Origin of the sequence: Arthrobacter sp. B2I5 (assembly GCF_030816735.1) — a bacterium.
GTDB lineage: Bacteria > Actinomycetota > Actinomycetes > Actinomycetales > Micrococcaceae > Arthrobacter.
Window position 1 is genome coordinate 746,875 of record NZ_JAUSYF010000001.1, and the last position, 14,816, is coordinate 761,690.

Here is a 14,816-nt window from a genome sequence, read left to right on the forward strand (position 1 = left end):
CATTCAGTGGCAGGTCGAGGTGGTGGAAGGAAGCTGCTGTACCGCTAGGCGGCCAGGTGGAAGGTGTCCGCGAAGCGGTAAAGGAGTTTCCCCTGCCCGCTCAGGACCTGGATCACTCCGGTCTCGATCGCGTGGTCGGGTGCTATTTCGCCGGAGATGAGCCGGCGGATTCCTGGCCCCGTGGCGAAGGCGAGGTCGGCCAGGCCATCACCACGGCTCACGTCCAGGCTCGGGCCATCCACCCGGATCAGGAGTTCGGTGGATCCGAAGTGCGCTGCGTAGGCAGTCGGCGGGAGTGTGGCCGCCACGTCCGGGCGGAACGTGGTGCGCAGGTCAATGGTCATTGAATCCGGGGTGATGATCTGTTCCTCGCGGGGGTCGCCCATGGCCTTGAATCCCCAGGCGCCCAGCGCGAGAATAACCGGTTCCAGCTCGCGGCCGTACGGCGTCAGTTCGTAGACGATCACGCGTGAGCGGGGCGCGCGCCGGATGACGCCGGCCGCCTGGAGTTCCTTGAGCCTGGCGGCCAGGATGTTGCTCGGGATCCGGGGCAGACCCGCGGCGAGCTCTCCGTAGCGGCGCGGCCCCACCAGCAGGTCCCGGACGATCAGCAGGGCCCACCGTTCGCCCACGAGCTCCATGGCATGCGTGATGCCGGAGTACTGCCCGTAGTCGCGTGCGGCCATGAACCTCAGGCCTGCTGGTTCATGAAGGCCTCGGGGCCCTGTTCCGCGGCAGCCGGGTCCATGTAGCCGAATTCGAGGATGTTGCCGTCGGGGTCGGTGAGCTGGCGCTGGTACATGAAGCCGTAATCGGAGGCCGGCTGTGCCTCGGAACCGCCCACAGCGATGCCGCTGGCCACGCTGGCATCCACTGCGTCCCGGCTGTCGAGGAAGACCGCAGTGGACACCGACACCGCCGCCGAAGGATCCCCGATGGGCCGGTTAGTGAAGGTCTGGAAGTACTCGCGGACCAGGAGCATGAAAAAGCTGTGGTCTTCTTCCACCACCACGCAGGCCGCGTTGTGGTCCGTGAAGAGCGGGTTGATGGTGAACCCAACTGCCGTGTAGAACGCCTTGGCGCGCTCCAGATCGGTCACCGGCAGGTTGACGAACATTGCGGTCATTGTGGTCTCTTTTCCCAAGAATGGTTCGGATAGCTGATACTTGCAAAAAACAAGTGGTCCGTCAAGACCCTGACGGCAAGGGGTCAGCCCCGGGCGACGGGCAGTTCGAGCCGCCGACGGTTGGCACCACTAATGTGTGGATAGACTCCATGCCGATCGCATCATCAACCTTCGGGAGCGTGCAGCATGAGCCAAACCCACAGCATCGCCGTCATCGCCGGTGACGGCATCGGCCAGGAAGTGGTCCCCGCCGCGATCGAGTGCCTGGACCGGGTGGCCGGGATCTACGGAATCAGCTTCGACTATGAGCACCTTGACTGGGGCTCGGACTACTACCTCCGGCACGGCCGCATGATGCCGGCCGACGGCCTGGAACGGCTCGGCCGGCACGAGGCGATCTTCCTTGGCGCCGTGGGCAGCCCGGAGATTCCCGACGCCGAAACCCTGTGGGGCCTGCTCATTCCCATCCGCCGCGAATTCCAGCAGTACATCAACCTCCGGCCGGTCAAAACGCTCGACGGCGTGGCCTCGCCACTGGCGTCCCGGGAACCTATCGACCTCCTGATCGTGCGCGAGAACAATGAAGGCGAATACTCCGAAATCGGCGGCAGGATGTTCCGCGGCCTGCCGCAGGAAGCGGCCGTGCAGGAGACGGTGTTCACCAGGATGGGAATCACCAGGGCAGCGCATTTTGCGGCCAAACTGGCCGCATCCCGCCGCGGGCTCCTGACCTCCGCCACGAAGAGCAACGGCATCATCCACACCATGCCGTTCTGGGACGAGGTGGTGGCCCAGACCGCGGCCGAATATCCCGGCGTGGAGCTGTCCTCCGAACTGGTGGACGCGCTCGCGGCCCACCTGGTACTCAAGCCTTGGACCCTGGACGTGATCGTGGCCTCCAACCTGCTGGGGGACATCCTTTCGGATCTGGGCAGCGCCGTCACGGGCTCCATTGGGGTGGCTCCCAGCGCCAACCTGAATCCGGAGCGGCAGTTCCCTTCGCTGTTCGAGCCCGTCCACGGTTCCGCGCCGGACATCGCCGGCAAGGGCCTGGCGAATCCCGTGGGGCAGATCTGGTCCGGCGCCATGATGCTGGAGCACCTGGGCCACGCGGCCGCGGCCTCGCACCTGCAGCTGGCCTTCGAGGCGGCGCTGCGGGACGGAGCGGGGACCCGGGACGTGGGCGGGACGTCCTCCACCAGGGAGTTCACCGACGCGGTCCTGGGACAGATCGACATCCTGCCGCGCCAGTAGCTGCTGCCTCCGTAGGGCGCGCTCCTACATCCGGCCAGAGGCCAGGTCCGCGTCCACGTTCGGATCTGCGCTGCTGCTTTCCCGTGATTCCAGCGGTGGCGCTGGCTCTTTTTTGGACGCTTGCATAGAGCGCCACACTGCTGCCCCGCCTGCCAGGGCCATAAGCGCGCCGACCCACCACAGCATCCTGCCCGCCCGCCGCGGAGCCCGGGCCGCCACGGGGGCAGCCTTCGGCCCAACACGCCTCAACCGTTCCTGGACCCGGGGCGTGTAGGTTTCCACGCCGCCGGCAAGTTCGTCCGCCAGGCGGCGCAGGAGCGCCTGGAGGCGTGGGGAAGCTGTCTCGATGCCGGTATCCAGTCCTGCCACCGCTCTCTGCAGCGCCGCTTCCACCCCCGGCGTGGCCCATTCCCGGCCCTTGGCCAGTTGGTTGATGAGGTTCTCGGAAAGACGGTGGGCGTGTTCGGTCTCGGTGAGTTCTGCTGTGCGCATGGATGTCTCCTTTGAGGATGGGTGACCACAGCGTACGGCCTGCAGAAAAGTGGAGGAAGGGTCTTTTGGAACTAGGAAGTCAGCGGCTGCGGCTGCAAAGCGCAGTGAGTGGAGAGCTGGCGGCGGCTGGGGGTGGCATTCGCGGTCTCAGACGAACGCCTTCGCCGCCAGCTCTCGTATCGAGCCTAAGGTCTCTGCCTGCCGCCCGGCCTCAGTAGTCGGTACGCGTTTTTTAAAGCCGGGATACCCGGCCCTCACGTCAGACCCGCTACGCCGCCGCCGGCTCACGAACAGGCCGGAGTCGCGAAAGCGGCCGCTTCAGCCACCGTTCCGCCAGGCCCATGACCCGGGTGGCCGCAGCCCAGTAGAGGACGCCGCAGGCCAGGGACGCCAGCACGGCAAGCCCTTTATCCGAGGGGTTGTCGGAATCAAACAGAGGGTACACCAGCCAATGCGTGACGTAGATGTACAGCGACGCGCTCGCCAGCAGCGCCGTGATCCGGTGAAGTCCGCGCGGCACCCGCAGGGTGGGCAGCCAGAGGAGGATGAGGCACCCCGCCAGGATGGTGCCGCTGCGGTGCGGATCCTCAAAGGAAGCCGGAGCCGCCACAACAGCGAGAATCGTAACGGCCCACCGCTGCCACAGCGTGCGGGAGGCAGCGGCCGCCCAGCCCAGCCCGAACAGCCACAGCACCGGTCCTTGGCCCGGGTAACGGCTGTCCGCCAGGCCAAAGAGCAGGGGCAGGTCCACGGCAACCAGGGCCATGCCAAAGTCCCACGGCCAGCGGCGAACCACCCGGTCAACCACCGGTACCACCAGCGCCAGGGCCAGCCCGATCAGGATGTGGACCAGGACCTCCACGAACCAGAACCGGGAGTAGTCGCTCCAACCCTCCGGCCCCACCAGCGCGTTCAGCAGGAACACATTGTGCAGGGCGTACTTGTCCGTCACGGCGAACGCGAGCGCAATCACCGCAACGGATGGCACCACAATCCGCGCGGTGCTGCGCAGGTGCCGCCGGAACCGCTCCACACGCGCCCCGGACAGCTGGAAGCGGGCGAAGTTGTAGCCCGCCACCGCCATCAGCACGTGCGCGGTGCCCTGCCAGTGGAAGAACCCGATGTGCGTGGAAACGATCGCGATAATCGCCACGGCCCGCAGCACAATCCCCGTCTCCATCGGCGCGAACAGCCGGCGGCGGACGCGGCGCACCAGGGTAGGCGCAGGACGCCCGGCAGGCGCAGCTTTCCCGGAAGGCGCGACGGCGGGACCCGCCACGTGCGGCGCAGGCGTCAGTTCGCAGACCGGCATCAGGTGCCAGCCTTCGGGAATGTAACCGAGTGCCCGCTCCAGCCGGACGGATGCCGCCACGTAGGACAACGAATCGCCGCCCAGGGACACGAACGAATCAGTCCCGGCGACGCTGTCCACCTCCAGCACCTCAGCGAAGATGCGCCGCACGTCAGTGGACCCGGCGCCCGGGACCTCGGCCGGGCCGCCGTCGTCCTCTTCTCCTCCACAGGAGAGGGCGGCCACTGCGGGATAGTCCGGCTTTCCGTTGCCCAGGCGGGGGATGGCTTCCACCGGGTGAAGTTCGACGGCGGCGCGCGGCAGGCCCAGGTCCTGGGCGAGGGTTTTGGCGATCAAGGCCACGTCGTGGTCGCCTTCCACGGCAGCCACCACCGCCTCGTCCGAGCCCGCGGCCGCCGCCGTCACCCCGAGGTCCGCCAGCAGCCGCTCCACCTGGCCCAGATCCACCCGAAGCCCCACAATCTTCACGAACCGGCTGCGCCTGCCCACAATCTCGTAGAGGCCGTCGCCTCCGAGCCGGGCCAGGTCGCCGGTGCGAAGCTCGGTCACCACCCGCCCCAGGCTGAGGTCCTCGGGCCGTTCGGCGTATCCCAGCATCACGTTGGGGCCGGCGTACACCAGCTCGGAAGCGTCCAGTCCGGGCACGGGCTCGAGTCGGAAGGACCCGCCGGGAATCGGCACGCCGATGGCCTGTGGATTCTGCAGCGCCTGGTCCGGCGGCAGGTAGGCCATGCGGGCGGTGGCCTCGGTCTGCCCGTACATGACGAACAGGTCCCACCCCTGCCGCCGTCCCTGTTCGGCGTAGGAGCGCACGCGGTCCGGGGCGAGCCGTCCGCCCGCCTGGGTGATGTACCGCAGACTTGGCACGTCCATGTCCTGGAAGCCCACGCGGTCCAGGAGGTCGAAGGTGTAAGGCACCGCGGCGAAGGAGGTCACGTGTTCGGTGCGGACCAGGTCCCAGAAGCAGGTGTCCACTACCGAGAGGTCCGTCAGCGCCAGGGACGCGCCCGCCAGGAGGTGGCTGTTCACCACGCTCATCCCGTAGCAGTAGGAGAGCGGGAGTGTGGTGGCCGCTTTGTCGCTCGGACGCAGCTGCAGGTACTCAGCAATCGCGGCGGCGTTGGCCTGGATGCTGTCCCCGGAGATGCGCACCAGCTTGGGCGACCCCGTGGACCCGGACGTGCTGAGCAGCAGCGCGAGTTCCGGGTGAAGTTCGTGGCGGGTCTGGTCGCGGCGGACGTCCAGGACGGCTTCATTTCCCGACGCGCGGACAACAACGTCCGGCTCATAGGCCGCCATCAGTGCGTCTGCAGCTGGGCCGCCGCCAGTAGGCAGGATCAGCAGTGGGTTGCCGGAGGACAGCGCGGACAGGTAGGCCACCAGGGCCGGCAGCGTGTTCCCGGCCTCCAGCGCAATCAGGCGCCGGCCGGGCCCGAACGAGCGGGCCATGTCCTCCACCTGCCGTGCCAGTTCCCGGTAACTCAGGGACTGCCCGGGGGTGCTGACGGCAATGCGGTCGCCGACGCGCGCCAGGTCGGCGGCGAACGGAACTCCGGCGAGCTTTGTCTCTAAGTTCACCCGGAGCACTTTAGAAGGTGAGGCTTACCTAACTCAAATGGACAATGTCCCACGCACGACGGCGGCCCGCACCAAAAGGAGCGGACCGCCGGGTGATGCAGGTGGCGGCTAAGCCGTAGTCAGCACCGTCTTCAACCAGCCTTCCTCGCGCCGGTCGAAGTTCAGGTAGGCGTCCACCACGTCGCTGATGGGTTCGTGCTGGGTGATGAACCGGGTGGGGTCGAAGACGCCGGAGGCCACGAGGTCCACCAGGGGCGGAGTGACGGACCGGTGGTCGCAGTTGCCCATCCGGATGGTCAGGTTCTTGTTCATGGCCTGGCCGATCGGGTACGTCGTCATGGTCGGGCTGTACACCCCGATGATGCCGATCCGCCCGTACTTCCGCACCGTCTCCACGCTCCACTGCGAAACCTGGGAAGGGGCGTTGCCCGGCACCCAGTTTTCGCCCTGGACGTTCGTCTTCGGGGCCACCTCGGCCACCTCCTGCGCAAACTGCTCTGCCTGTTCCTCGCCCTTGGCTGCCGCGGGCCCGGCCCACGGCCGCTGCGCATCCACACCAACGGCGTCGATCACCGCGTCCACGCCGATGCCCAGCGTCGCCTCCTGCAAAGCCTCAACCGGGTCCTCGCTGTTGAAGTTGATGACGTCCGCGTTCTGGTCCAGCGCCTGCACCAGCCGCGTCTCGATGCCGTCGATCGCGAACACCCGGGAGGCACCCTGCCGGAAGGCCGAGGCGATGGCCAGCTGCCCCACGATGCCCGCGCCGTACACGGCCACCGTGTCACCGCGCTGGACGCCGGCCAGCTGCGCGCCGAACCACGCGGTGGGGAAGATGTCCGAGAGCAGGATGGCCTGTTCGTCGCTGACGTTGTCCGGCAGGGACGTCAGGGTGTTCGACGCCCACGGGATGCGGGCGTACTCGGCCTGCAGCCCGTTGATGGGGCCGGTGGTCTCGGGTCCGCCGAAGAAACAGGTCCCCGCCTGCGGCCCGTTCGGGTTGGCGGTGTCGCACTGCGCGGTATGCCCGGCCCGGCACTGCCAGCACACGCCGCAGGACATGGTGGAGGACACGATCACGCGGTCCCCGGGCGCGAAACGGCGCACGGCCTTGCCCACGGCAGTCACCTCGCCCACGGCCTCATGGCCCAGGATGGTGCCTTCCTTCATCCCGGACATCGTGCCGCGGATGAAGTGCAGGTCCGTGCCGCAGATGGCGCTGCGGGTGATGCGGACAATCGCGTCGTTCGGGTCCAGGATGGCCGGGTCATCAACGGTGTCCAGGCGGATGTCGCCTTCACCGTGCCATACGAGAGCTTTCATGATGGGACTCCTTTACGGGTTACGCCGCCGAATAGGGTTCTGGTCATCAGGCACTCCAGGTGCCCAGCTGCAAGATAGTAAGCCTACTGCCTATTTTGGAGCGGGGCGAGGCTGGCACTCCTGCGGGCTCACCGGCTGATGCTGAACGAATCCGTAAACGTGTATCCGTCGGCGGGCACGAACTTCACATCCATTCGGGAACCCGTCACACGGACGTCCACAGTCCCCATGGCGGGATCCTCGTTGCTCCCGGACCAGGCAGCGAAGTAGGGCTTCTCCTCGTCACCGTGGTTGATAGGCCTGATGTTCCTGCCCCCCAGGCCGGAGGTGACAAATACCGTGCCTTTGCCTTTGTCGAGGGAGTCATCGGTATCCGCCATGCACCCTTTCCTGGCTTCCATTTCCCGGCAGCTGACACTGGTGGCCAGTTGCTTGGTCCGCTGGTAAATGTGCTCGTGGCCGTTAAGGACCAGGTCCACCTTCTTCTTGACCAGCATGTTGGTCAGTTCCCGGCCGGCGTCACAGCTGTAGCGCCCGATGCTGAAACAGGGGGTGTGCATGCCCACCACCGTCCACGGAATCTTCGCCTCGTGGGCGCTGTTGATGGCGTTTTCCGTCCACTTCCAGCGTTCGCTGCCCTCTGAGTAGTCCAGCTCGTCGCCGCCTTCGAAGGGGATACCCGGGGACAGCATGATCACCCGCACCAGGGGCCGTTCCTGGGGCATGTCCACGTACCACTGCTTGGCATATTCACCTTTGAGGCCTGGCAGCTTATTGGGCAGGCACTCCGCGAACTTCTCGATATCACCCTGCAGGCCGTCGCTTTCATGGTTGCCGGCCAGCAGTTGGTAGGGAAAGTCTTTTCCGAGCTTTCCTGTCACCATGTCGCAAAACTGCTGCTCAGGGACATTGGAGTAGGACATGTCGCCAAGGTGGAGGTTGAAATCGGGTGACAGTTCCTTGATTTTGTCGAGCACGGCTTCGGCGCCCTCTTCCACACCGGTGTCACCGGCAGCGGTGAAGTGAACCGATCTCGCGTCGGTGGTTTTGGGCTGCTCGGGTGCTGGCTTCGATTCGCATGCCGCGAGCCCAATGCACATCAGCAGCGCCAGTAATGCGGATGCGCTCCCTCTCCGTGTCGCCATGTTCTCCTCCCCATGAAATGGCGCCCCGTCGCTCAATGCTCGTGATGGCGCGGAGTGGCGGGGCGCAACCAACGTATTCCGGGTCCTCCCGCAGGGGCAATAGGGTTTCCCGCAGGTCAGCCACAACTTTCCTGCCCGTTTTACTTGCCAATAGTGAAGGCATCCCTGAAGGTGTAACCCTCCGCCGCCACGAACTGTACGTCCATGCGCGAACGCGTCAAGGTCACGTTCAAAGTTCCGAAGGCGGGGTCCCTGTTGCTTCCAGACCATGTTGCGAAGTACGGCTTCTCGGGATCGCGGTTTCGGACGGGCCTGATGCTCTTCCCGCCGACGCCCACCGTGGCAAACACCGTTCCCTTGCCCTTGGAAAGCGAGTCATCGATATCCACCACACACATCTCCCGGAGGAGCATTGACCCCGGGCAGTCCCTGCCGATGGCCAGCTGATGTGTCCGTTGGTAAATGTGTTCGTGGCCTGTCAAAACCAGGTCAACCTTCTTGCTGAGCAGGAGCTCCGTCAACTCGTGGCCTGCCTCGCAGCCGTAGTGCCCCATGCTGAAGCAAAGGGTATGCATCCCCACGACAGTCCATGGAATAGCAGCAGCATGCGCCCCCTCAACGGCCTCTTTCGTCCAATGCCAGCGCTTGCTCCCCTCCGAGTAGTCCAGTTCGTCCTCATCAAAATCAATGCCGGGTGACACCACGATCAGCCTCATCAGCGGGTCATCCCGGGGTATGTCGACGTACCACTGCTTGCCGTATTCGCCTTCAAGGCCCTCAAGCTTGTTTGGGAGGCATTTGATGAAGTTGCTGATATGGCCATCCGCGCCGTTGCTCTCATGGTTGCCGGCCACCAGTTCATAGGGGAGTTCGCTGCCGAGCTTGCTGGTCACCATGTCGCAGAACTCCTGCTCCGGGGCATGGGTGTAGGACAGATCCCCCAGCTGGATGTTGAAATCGGGACCAAGCTCCCTGATTTTGTCGAGTACCGCCAGGGCGCCGTCCTCCATGCCTGCGTCGCCCGCGGCAGTGAAGTGCACGGTCCGCTGGTCCGTCCCGTCCGTCGTTTCCTGGGGCTCAGGTGCCAGTGAGTCACATCCGGCCACGGCGCTGCAGAGTAAGAGGCCCGCGGCCCTTGTCATGATCTTCGTCAGTACCGGCATGGATCCCCTCTCCTCGCCCTGCGACCACGCACGCGATGGGCACCAGCCTCCCGCGCGGGTAAAGTCGGGATTCCCACAAGCTAGCCCGTGCTGTTGGCCAGGGGCAATAGGGTTTTAGGTGAGGCACCCCCTAGGGGTGTGGGGTCAGGAAGTGAGAACCTTGGCACGACGGCGGCGCGCGCCCTTCCGGACCCGGCCCACCCGAAGAGCCGCAGCCTAAGCAGTGGCCGGCACCGCCGTCAGGCTTTCGAGAGCGTGCCCTCCCAACCCGATTAGGGGCCCCACTTCATTGACATTCATTGTCAAGCTGAGGATCCTCATTCCTACGTATTTCAGGTAGTTCAACCCGGCTGAGGTGTCCCGTGGGCAGTGGCTGCGGACGTTTGGAATTAGACTTGCTCCGGTTTTGGCAACTGCGCCGTGACGGGGAAATTGTCCACGTTGCCGTCCGCCAGCAGCGCCTGATCACTGTGCTCGCCGTCCGCGGCCCCAGTTTGCGGAACTACGTTGCCGGCCTTCTCTGGCCGGACTGTCCCGAACCCAGGGCCATGGAGAGCCTCAGGGTCAGCGTCCACCTGGTCACGCGCCAGATACCCGGCATCTTGGCAAAAGAGGGATCGACGCTTGCCCTGGACCCCGTGGTACAGGTTGACCTTTACCGGGTGCGGGCACTGCTCCAGGAAAGTTCCGCGGGCGTCGGGCCGGCCCAGAGAGCCCTGCTAGACCTGCGTGACGCGGAACTGCTGCCCGGTTGGTACGAGGACTGGGTGCTGTTCGAACAGAGCCGGCTGCAGCAGCACCGGCTGCGCGCGCTGACCACCCTGTCGCGTTCGCTGCTGCAGGCCGGTGACTGCGAGGCCGCTGCGGAAACGGCCGCCGCCGCGCTGGAGATAGAACCCCTTTACGAGGGCGCCGTTCGGGCCCTGGTCACCGCCGATTTAGGAATGGAAAATTCCGTCTCCGCGTTGCACGCCTATAACAGTTACGCAGCAGCCCTGCGCCGGGACATGGGTGTCCTGCCGTCCGAAGCCCTCATGAAGCTCATCGGCGCCGTCCCGGCCTATTCACCCCTCCTGGCCAGCCAACCACTGGCGCACAGCGTGGAGGACTTCCTCCCGGTCCACGGTGGAGAGGCTGCCGTGCTGCCCGTCCCGCTCGCTGTAGGTGACCCGCGCACGGAAGCCCTGCTCGCCGTCGGGTTCGCTCCACGTGCGGATCACTAAGGTGCCGCCGCTGCCGGGGGCCCCGGATCCGCCAGGGACGCTGTTGTCAATCATGTGGTTGCCTGACTCCTCATCTGTTGACCCTGATCATGCGGAAAAACCCTCAGCAACCCGCGGTTTTTCCTGAAAGATTGGCGCAAGATCGGCAGTTGCATCAGCACGGCGGCCATGGTCGGCTCCCTAGCGCAGGCGCAATGCGGCACCCGGCACACGGGTGGGCGGCGACAGGTGGCTGCACAGCAACTACCCAGGCAATCTCCGCGACCTCGCGCCAGAAACTTTTTCACCCCCGCTTTTTAACGGCAAGCCCGAATATAAGAACAGTTGGTGAGAAGCGGAAAACCTCGACTTCAGCGGACGCCTGAGTCGAATGCCACTCTTACTTCGGTGAAAGACCCTTCCTTGATGACAACGTCCTGCGACGGAGCGGACGGCATTGGAGCTCCGGAGAGGTTTGCGGCCTGAAGTTCGTAAGTGCCCGCCTGAAGCTCGAGCCGGAACTCTCCTTGGTCGTTGCTCGTAGCTTCACCGACCGTTGTTCCTGAGCGGTCCTTGACTGTGATGTGGGCCGGCAGTGGAATGTCGGGGCAGGGGGTGGAGTCCATGGTTTCAGGGCATCCGGCATCGACAGTGACATGTCCGTTGATTCCGGACTTCGAAGGGGGCGTCGCGCACGAAACGGCTGTTCCTGCCAGGCACCCCGCGATGACCACAGACGCAAGCAAGCGGAGCAGATCGGGCATGCTGCAATAACGCCTGTTGCCCGACACAAGTTCCTCCTATCTGCCTTGCCACTCCGAATCTGGGTTCGCCCTTGCTCGATCTGACTCAGTAACGGACCAGTAACGCCGGCACATCTTTAATGGTCCGCGACGCCAATCTTCGTTTTGGAAAGGGGCAGGGCATGAAAAGGAAGCTGAGGACAATCTTCTGGTGGGAGGCGGCCGGGGCGGTAGCGAGTGCTGTTCTCTTCATCATCACGCTTTTCAACCGCGAGTGGATTGAGATCGTTTTTGGAGTGGAACCGGATGGGGGCAACGGAACCATGGAGTGGGCCGTCGTCATCGTCTTGGCGGCGCTTATGTTGCTGTCGCTGACGCTGGTTGGGCGTGAATGGCGGCGGTCCGTCGTTCGGGAGGCGACTTAGTCCTGCGTCCAACTACGCCCCCGTCGCCCTTCATCAGTTGTCTATTAGTAGTAGAAAGGAGCCGTCATGAGCGAGACAGCAGACTCCACCGCTCCACAAGGCTCAGAGCAGTCCAGGCGCGTTGAGCTTTCCGGCCCAACCTTTCAGCCTGACGAGAACGCCCCCCGGGAGGAACAACACCTGCCCGACCTGGACCAGCGGCAAGAAGCGATCCGCACTGAACGACGCGCGGCAGGCCCGGAGTCAACAAACCAGGACCAAGAGGGAGCATTCGAAAACGAGGCTCCGCGTAGCGATAACGAGCCTGAAACTGATCCCGCAGAAAGTTCCCAGGAGTAGCCATGTCTCCCGTGTCGATCTTGTCCAACATCTCACTGGCCGATGGGCCCACAAACAACAACACCTCAACGGTAGGCGAACCGACAGCGGCGGTGGCGGGAAACCACATGTTCGTGACCGGGAACTGGTACGCAAGCCAGAGTACCGACGGCGGCACGAACTGGAAGCACGTGGATCCCTTTACCGCGCTGCCCTCGGCCGCAGGGGGTTTCTGCTGTGATCAGCTTGTATTGTATGACGCCCGGCGCAGGCTCTGGATCTGGATCCTTCAATACATCCGCCGCAATGGCGCCAACGTTTTCCGGCTGGCCGCGGTCCACGACAGCGATTTCGGCAACCCGGGAGCGTGGTACTGGTGGGATATCGCGCCGACAACGGTGGACGGCTCCTGGACGCAGCTGTGGTTTGACTACCCCGATGCCGCAATGACCGCAGACAACCTGTTCGTCACGTTCAACGTCTTCAACAATGTCGGCGCTGGGCAATGGCAGCGGGCTGTCGTCATGCGCTTTCCATTGGCCACCATCGACAATCGTGGAACGTTGATCTTCAACTCCTGGTCGACCACCCAAAACGGCTCCATCCGGCTCACGCAGGGCGCCGGCCGGACAATGTACTTCGCCAGCCACAATTCAACGCAGCAGGTACGCCTGTTTTCGTGGGCAGACGGGCAGAACGCCGTCAATTGGTGGGACATCAACGTCGCAGCCTCCAGCGACGCGATTTCTTCCAATGCTCCCAACAACGTGAACTGGCTGGCCCGGACCGACCGGCGGATCACCGGCGCCTGCATAGGCAACGGCACCATCACCCTCATGTGGACCTCCGGCAGCGGACCGAACCGTCCCCACCCGTACTGCAGAGTCGTGCAAATCGCAGAAGCCTCCAAGCAGGTCACGGCCCAGCCCGACATCTGGAGTTCCACCCGGTCCTGGGCATATCCGGCGGCATGCACTAACAGTGCCGGAGTGCCCGGGTTCACGGCGTTCTACGGCGGGGAAGACCGCAACCCGGGACACATCGTCGGCGTCCGTGATGCCAACGGAACTTGGAGCACCGCTTACAGCAAGCTGGGAACCCACTCACCCGATGATCCTAAATGGGGAGACTATCTATCCTGCCGTCAGCACACGCCGTCTAACGAGACCTGGGTCGCCTCCGGCTACACCCTCGAAGGCGGCGCGACCCGCACCGACATTCTTCCCCGGATCGTCCGGTTTTCAAGAGTGTGACTGGCCGTGCCGGACAACAGGGAAGGTGACACAGTGAGTGGACATCGGAGTGAATGGTCGCCCCAGCAAGTGCAGGAAAACCTCGGCGACGCCAACGAAAACCTGCCTGAAGCACGGACCACGGACAGGTTTCCGGTAGCAGGCACAGCAAGTGGAATGGACTTGCACGCAGGCGAGGATCTGTACGAGGAGGATGTGCCAGCAGCCAGAGGTACAGGCAGCGAATCGGGAATGCCGCCGGACCCGCCGCGACGCCCGACAGATCAGGGAGGCCGGTGATGGGACTCTACTTCAAGAACGGCACCGGAGACACTCTCTTCGTGGCCTACGCATACCACGCTCCCGGTTGCGAGGGCGGCACCGACTGGTCAAAGAAGGGCTGGTACCGCATCACGCCCGGTGGAACCGTAAAGGTCTTCAGCGGGTGGGCGGGACCTGGGAAGTACTTCGTCTTCGCCGAGAACGAGTCCCGCACCAGAGCCTGGTCCGGCCCGTTTTTCACGCAGTTACCCTCAAGGGCCTTTGACTGGTGCTGGCAAACCGGAAGTACCGACAGCCGGACACTTGGTCTCGCAAAATTTGAGGTGGGGTGGGGAATCCTGGATCACACCGTGCGCTTGACCTGACCAGTACGTGTGAAGTCAGGCCCTGTGCCTGGAATCGAGGTGGGCCACCTTCTACTGCTCAATAGTCGATGGACCCGGCGGCAGCCTGGGTGGCATCCTGCAGGGCTCCTACGGCCGGCACGGGTCCCACGGCTGACAGGTCAACCAGCCCGGCAGCGCTGTATGGCCTGACGAACCGGACCGGGGTGCCATTGATACTGGGCAAGTGGCCACTCCACGCCAACCGGTAGAGGTCCTTCAGATCACTCAGGTCGGCATCCGTGAGGGCGCTCATCGACCCGTAATTCATGATGGAGAAGGGGTTGTGTGTCCCAAATATCTGTGAGGGCCACGCTGTCTCACTCAAGTTGGCGAAGAAGTGTCGCAGCCCGAAGACGTGTCCGAACTCGTGGATCAAGGTCTCGATCTGCTCCTCGCGGATTTGGTTGAACATTGTAGGGTAAATGGTCAGTTCATGGCGTCCCGCGTCCGGGAAAAATGCGCTTGCCAGGACGCAGCCCGCCGGCGTGCAATTCGCTGCGTTGCGCAGAACGATTTCGAAATCCCACAGGTCGTTGTCCTGCGTGAACCGGATGGGCGCCGCGGAACCCCAGCGCAACAGAGCCTCACTCATGAGTTCGCGAACGGCTTCTTTGCTCGCCGCCGGGTCGGGAGCCAGAGCGAAGGACCGTTCCTGAAAGCGCCACTTCAGAATCGAACCAGCGTGCCACAAAGGAACAAAACCCTCAGTGGCATCCACAACAATTTCCGCGGGGGAGCGTCCTCCGGGGATGGCATGGCCGCGGCCTTCGGTGTCGCAGACGAACCCATCCGCGATGATGTGGACCAAATCTTCCGGCGTGGAATTCATTACTTTCTC

Annotated in this window: 14 protein-coding genes; 5 read left to right on the plus strand and 9 right to left on the minus strand. The window is 64.3% G+C overall.

The genetic code is table 11. The annotated features are described in order from the left end of the window. Positions 1-44: 44 nt before the first annotated feature. Together QFZ60_RS03580 and QFZ60_RS03585 are read right to left on the minus strand one after the other, a co-directional pair. Positions 45-686, minus strand: a complete 642-nt coding sequence (locus tag QFZ60_RS03580; protein ID WP_307088211.1) for a helix-turn-helix domain-containing protein — start codon at positions 684-686, stop codon at positions 45-47. A 5-nt stretch (positions 687-691) separates the two neighbouring features. After that, positions 692-1,126, minus strand: a complete 435-nt coding sequence (locus QFZ60_RS03585) for a VOC family protein (RefSeq protein ID WP_307088213.1) — start codon at positions 1,124-1,126, stop codon at positions 692-694. A 186-nt stretch (positions 1,127-1,312) separates the two neighbouring features. Between QFZ60_RS03585 and QFZ60_RS03590 the strand changes: the two genes are divergently transcribed. Beyond that, positions 1,313-2,380, plus strand: a complete 1,068-nt coding sequence (locus QFZ60_RS03590) for a tartrate dehydrogenase (RefSeq protein WP_307088215.1) — start codon at positions 1,313-1,315, stop codon at positions 2,378-2,380. 24 nt (positions 2,381-2,404) lie between these two features. Here QFZ60_RS03590 and QFZ60_RS03595 read toward each other — a convergent pair whose 3' ends face one another. The 5 genes from QFZ60_RS03595 to QFZ60_RS03615 all read right to left on the minus strand — a co-directional run bounded on the left by QFZ60_RS03595 (position 2,405) and on the right by QFZ60_RS03615 (position 9,390). After that, complete coding sequence (locus QFZ60_RS03595; protein WP_307088217.1) at positions 2,405-2,872, minus strand: hypothetical protein; 468 nt, start codon at positions 2,870-2,872, stop codon at positions 2,405-2,407. A 268-nt stretch (positions 2,873-3,140) separates the two neighbouring features. Further along, positions 3,141-5,762, minus strand: coding sequence for an AMP-binding protein (locus tag QFZ60_RS03600; RefSeq protein WP_307088219.1), 2,622 nt, complete (start codon positions 5,760-5,762; stop codon positions 3,141-3,143). A 108-nt stretch (positions 5,763-5,870) separates the two neighbouring features. Continuing rightward, complete coding sequence (locus tag QFZ60_RS03605; RefSeq protein ID WP_307088221.1) at positions 5,871-7,082, minus strand: alcohol dehydrogenase catalytic domain-containing protein; 1,212 nt, start codon at positions 7,080-7,082, stop codon at positions 5,871-5,873. Positions 7,083-7,210: 128 nt separating this feature from the next. Next, complete coding sequence (locus QFZ60_RS03610) at positions 7,211-8,227, minus strand: metallophosphoesterase (protein WP_307088223.1); 1,017 nt, start codon at positions 8,225-8,227, stop codon at positions 7,211-7,213. Between the two features lie 140 nt (positions 8,228-8,367). After that, a complete protein-coding gene (locus QFZ60_RS03615; RefSeq protein ID WP_307088226.1) occupies positions 8,368-9,390 on the minus strand; it encodes a metallophosphoesterase in 1,023 nt (340 codons plus the stop codon). A gap of 395 nt (positions 9,391-9,785) precedes the next feature. Here QFZ60_RS03615 and QFZ60_RS03620 point away from each other — a divergent pair, with 395 nt between their 5' ends. Further along, on the plus strand, positions 9,786-10,613 hold the full coding sequence (locus tag QFZ60_RS03620) for a BTAD domain-containing putative transcriptional regulator (RefSeq protein ID WP_307088228.1): 828 nt from the start codon (positions 9,786-9,788) through the stop codon (positions 10,611-10,613). Between the two features lie 350 nt (positions 10,614-10,963). Here the strand turns inward: QFZ60_RS03620 and QFZ60_RS03625 are convergent, their stop codons facing one another. Continuing rightward, complete coding sequence (locus QFZ60_RS03625; RefSeq protein WP_307088230.1) at positions 10,964-11,218, minus strand: carboxypeptidase-like regulatory domain-containing protein; 255 nt, start codon at positions 11,216-11,218, stop codon at positions 10,964-10,966. A gap of 299 nt (positions 11,219-11,517) precedes the next feature. Between QFZ60_RS03625 and QFZ60_RS03630 the strand changes: the two genes are divergently transcribed. The 3 genes from QFZ60_RS03630 to QFZ60_RS03640 all read left to right on the plus strand — a co-directional run bounded on the left by QFZ60_RS03630 (position 11,518) and on the right by QFZ60_RS03640 (position 13,957). Continuing rightward, the gene (locus tag QFZ60_RS03630) at positions 11,518-11,760 is read left to right on the plus strand and encodes a hypothetical protein (RefSeq protein WP_307088232.1); all 243 of its coding nucleotides are present in this window, start codon (positions 11,518-11,520) and stop codon (positions 11,758-11,760) included. A 341-nt stretch (positions 11,761-12,101) separates the two neighbouring features. Beyond that, the gene (locus QFZ60_RS03635; RefSeq protein ID WP_307088234.1) at positions 12,102-13,331 is read left to right on the plus strand and encodes a hypothetical protein; all 1,230 of its coding nucleotides are present in this window, start codon (positions 12,102-12,104) and stop codon (positions 13,329-13,331) included. 278 nt (positions 13,332-13,609) lie between these two features. After that, positions 13,610-13,957, plus strand: a complete 348-nt coding sequence (locus QFZ60_RS03640) for a DUF1036 domain-containing protein (protein WP_307088236.1) — start codon at positions 13,610-13,612, stop codon at positions 13,955-13,957. A 58-nt stretch (positions 13,958-14,015) separates the two neighbouring features. On the opposite strand, the gene QFZ60_RS03645 is transcribed toward QFZ60_RS03640, so the two are convergent. Further along, positions 14,016-14,807, minus strand: coding sequence for a matrixin family metalloprotease (locus tag QFZ60_RS03645; RefSeq protein WP_307088238.1), 792 nt, complete (start codon positions 14,805-14,807; stop codon positions 14,016-14,018). Positions 14,808-14,816: the final 9 nt, after the last annotated feature.

Excerpts from the sequence above, each read along its gene's own strand:
- QFZ60_RS03625 (WP_307088230.1), bottom strand. The coding sequence starts at position 11,218 with ATGGACTCCACCCCCTGCCCCGACATTCCACTGCCGGCCCACATCACA.
- QFZ60_RS03610 (WP_307088223.1), bottom strand. The coding sequence starts at position 8,227 with ATGGCGACACGGAGAGGGAGCGCATCCGCATTACTGGCGCTGCTGATG.
- QFZ60_RS03615 (WP_307088226.1), bottom strand. The coding sequence starts at position 9,390 with ATGCCGGTACTGACGAAGATCATGACAAGGGCCGCGGGCCTCTTACTC.
- QFZ60_RS03645 (WP_307088238.1), bottom strand. The coding sequence starts at position 14,807 with ATGAATTCCACGCCGGAAGATTTGGTCCACATCATCGCGGATGGGTTC.
- QFZ60_RS03605 (WP_307088221.1), bottom strand. The coding sequence starts at position 7,082 with ATGAAAGCTCTCGTATGGCACGGTGAAGGCGACATCCGCCTGGACACC.
- QFZ60_RS03590 (WP_307088215.1), top strand. The coding sequence starts at position 1,313 with ATGAGCCAAACCCACAGCATCGCCGTCATCGCCGGTGACGGCATCGGC.
- QFZ60_RS03630 (WP_307088232.1), top strand. The coding sequence starts at position 11,518 with ATGAAAAGGAAGCTGAGGACAATCTTCTGGTGGGAGGCGGCCGGGGCG.
- QFZ60_RS03635 (WP_307088234.1), top strand. The coding sequence starts at position 12,102 with ATGTCTCCCGTGTCGATCTTGTCCAACATCTCACTGGCCGATGGGCCC.
- QFZ60_RS03580 (WP_307088211.1), bottom strand. The coding sequence starts at position 686 with ATGGCCGCACGCGACTACGGGCAGTACTCCGGCATCACGCATGCCATG.
- QFZ60_RS03640 (WP_307088236.1), top strand. The coding sequence starts at position 13,610 with ATGGGACTCTACTTCAAGAACGGCACCGGAGACACTCTCTTCGTGGCC.
- QFZ60_RS03595 (WP_307088217.1), bottom strand. The coding sequence starts at position 2,872 with ATGCGCACAGCAGAACTCACCGAGACCGAACACGCCCACCGTCTTTCC.
- QFZ60_RS03585 (WP_307088213.1), bottom strand. The coding sequence starts at position 1,126 with ATGACCGCAATGTTCGTCAACCTGCCGGTGACCGATCTGGAGCGCGCC.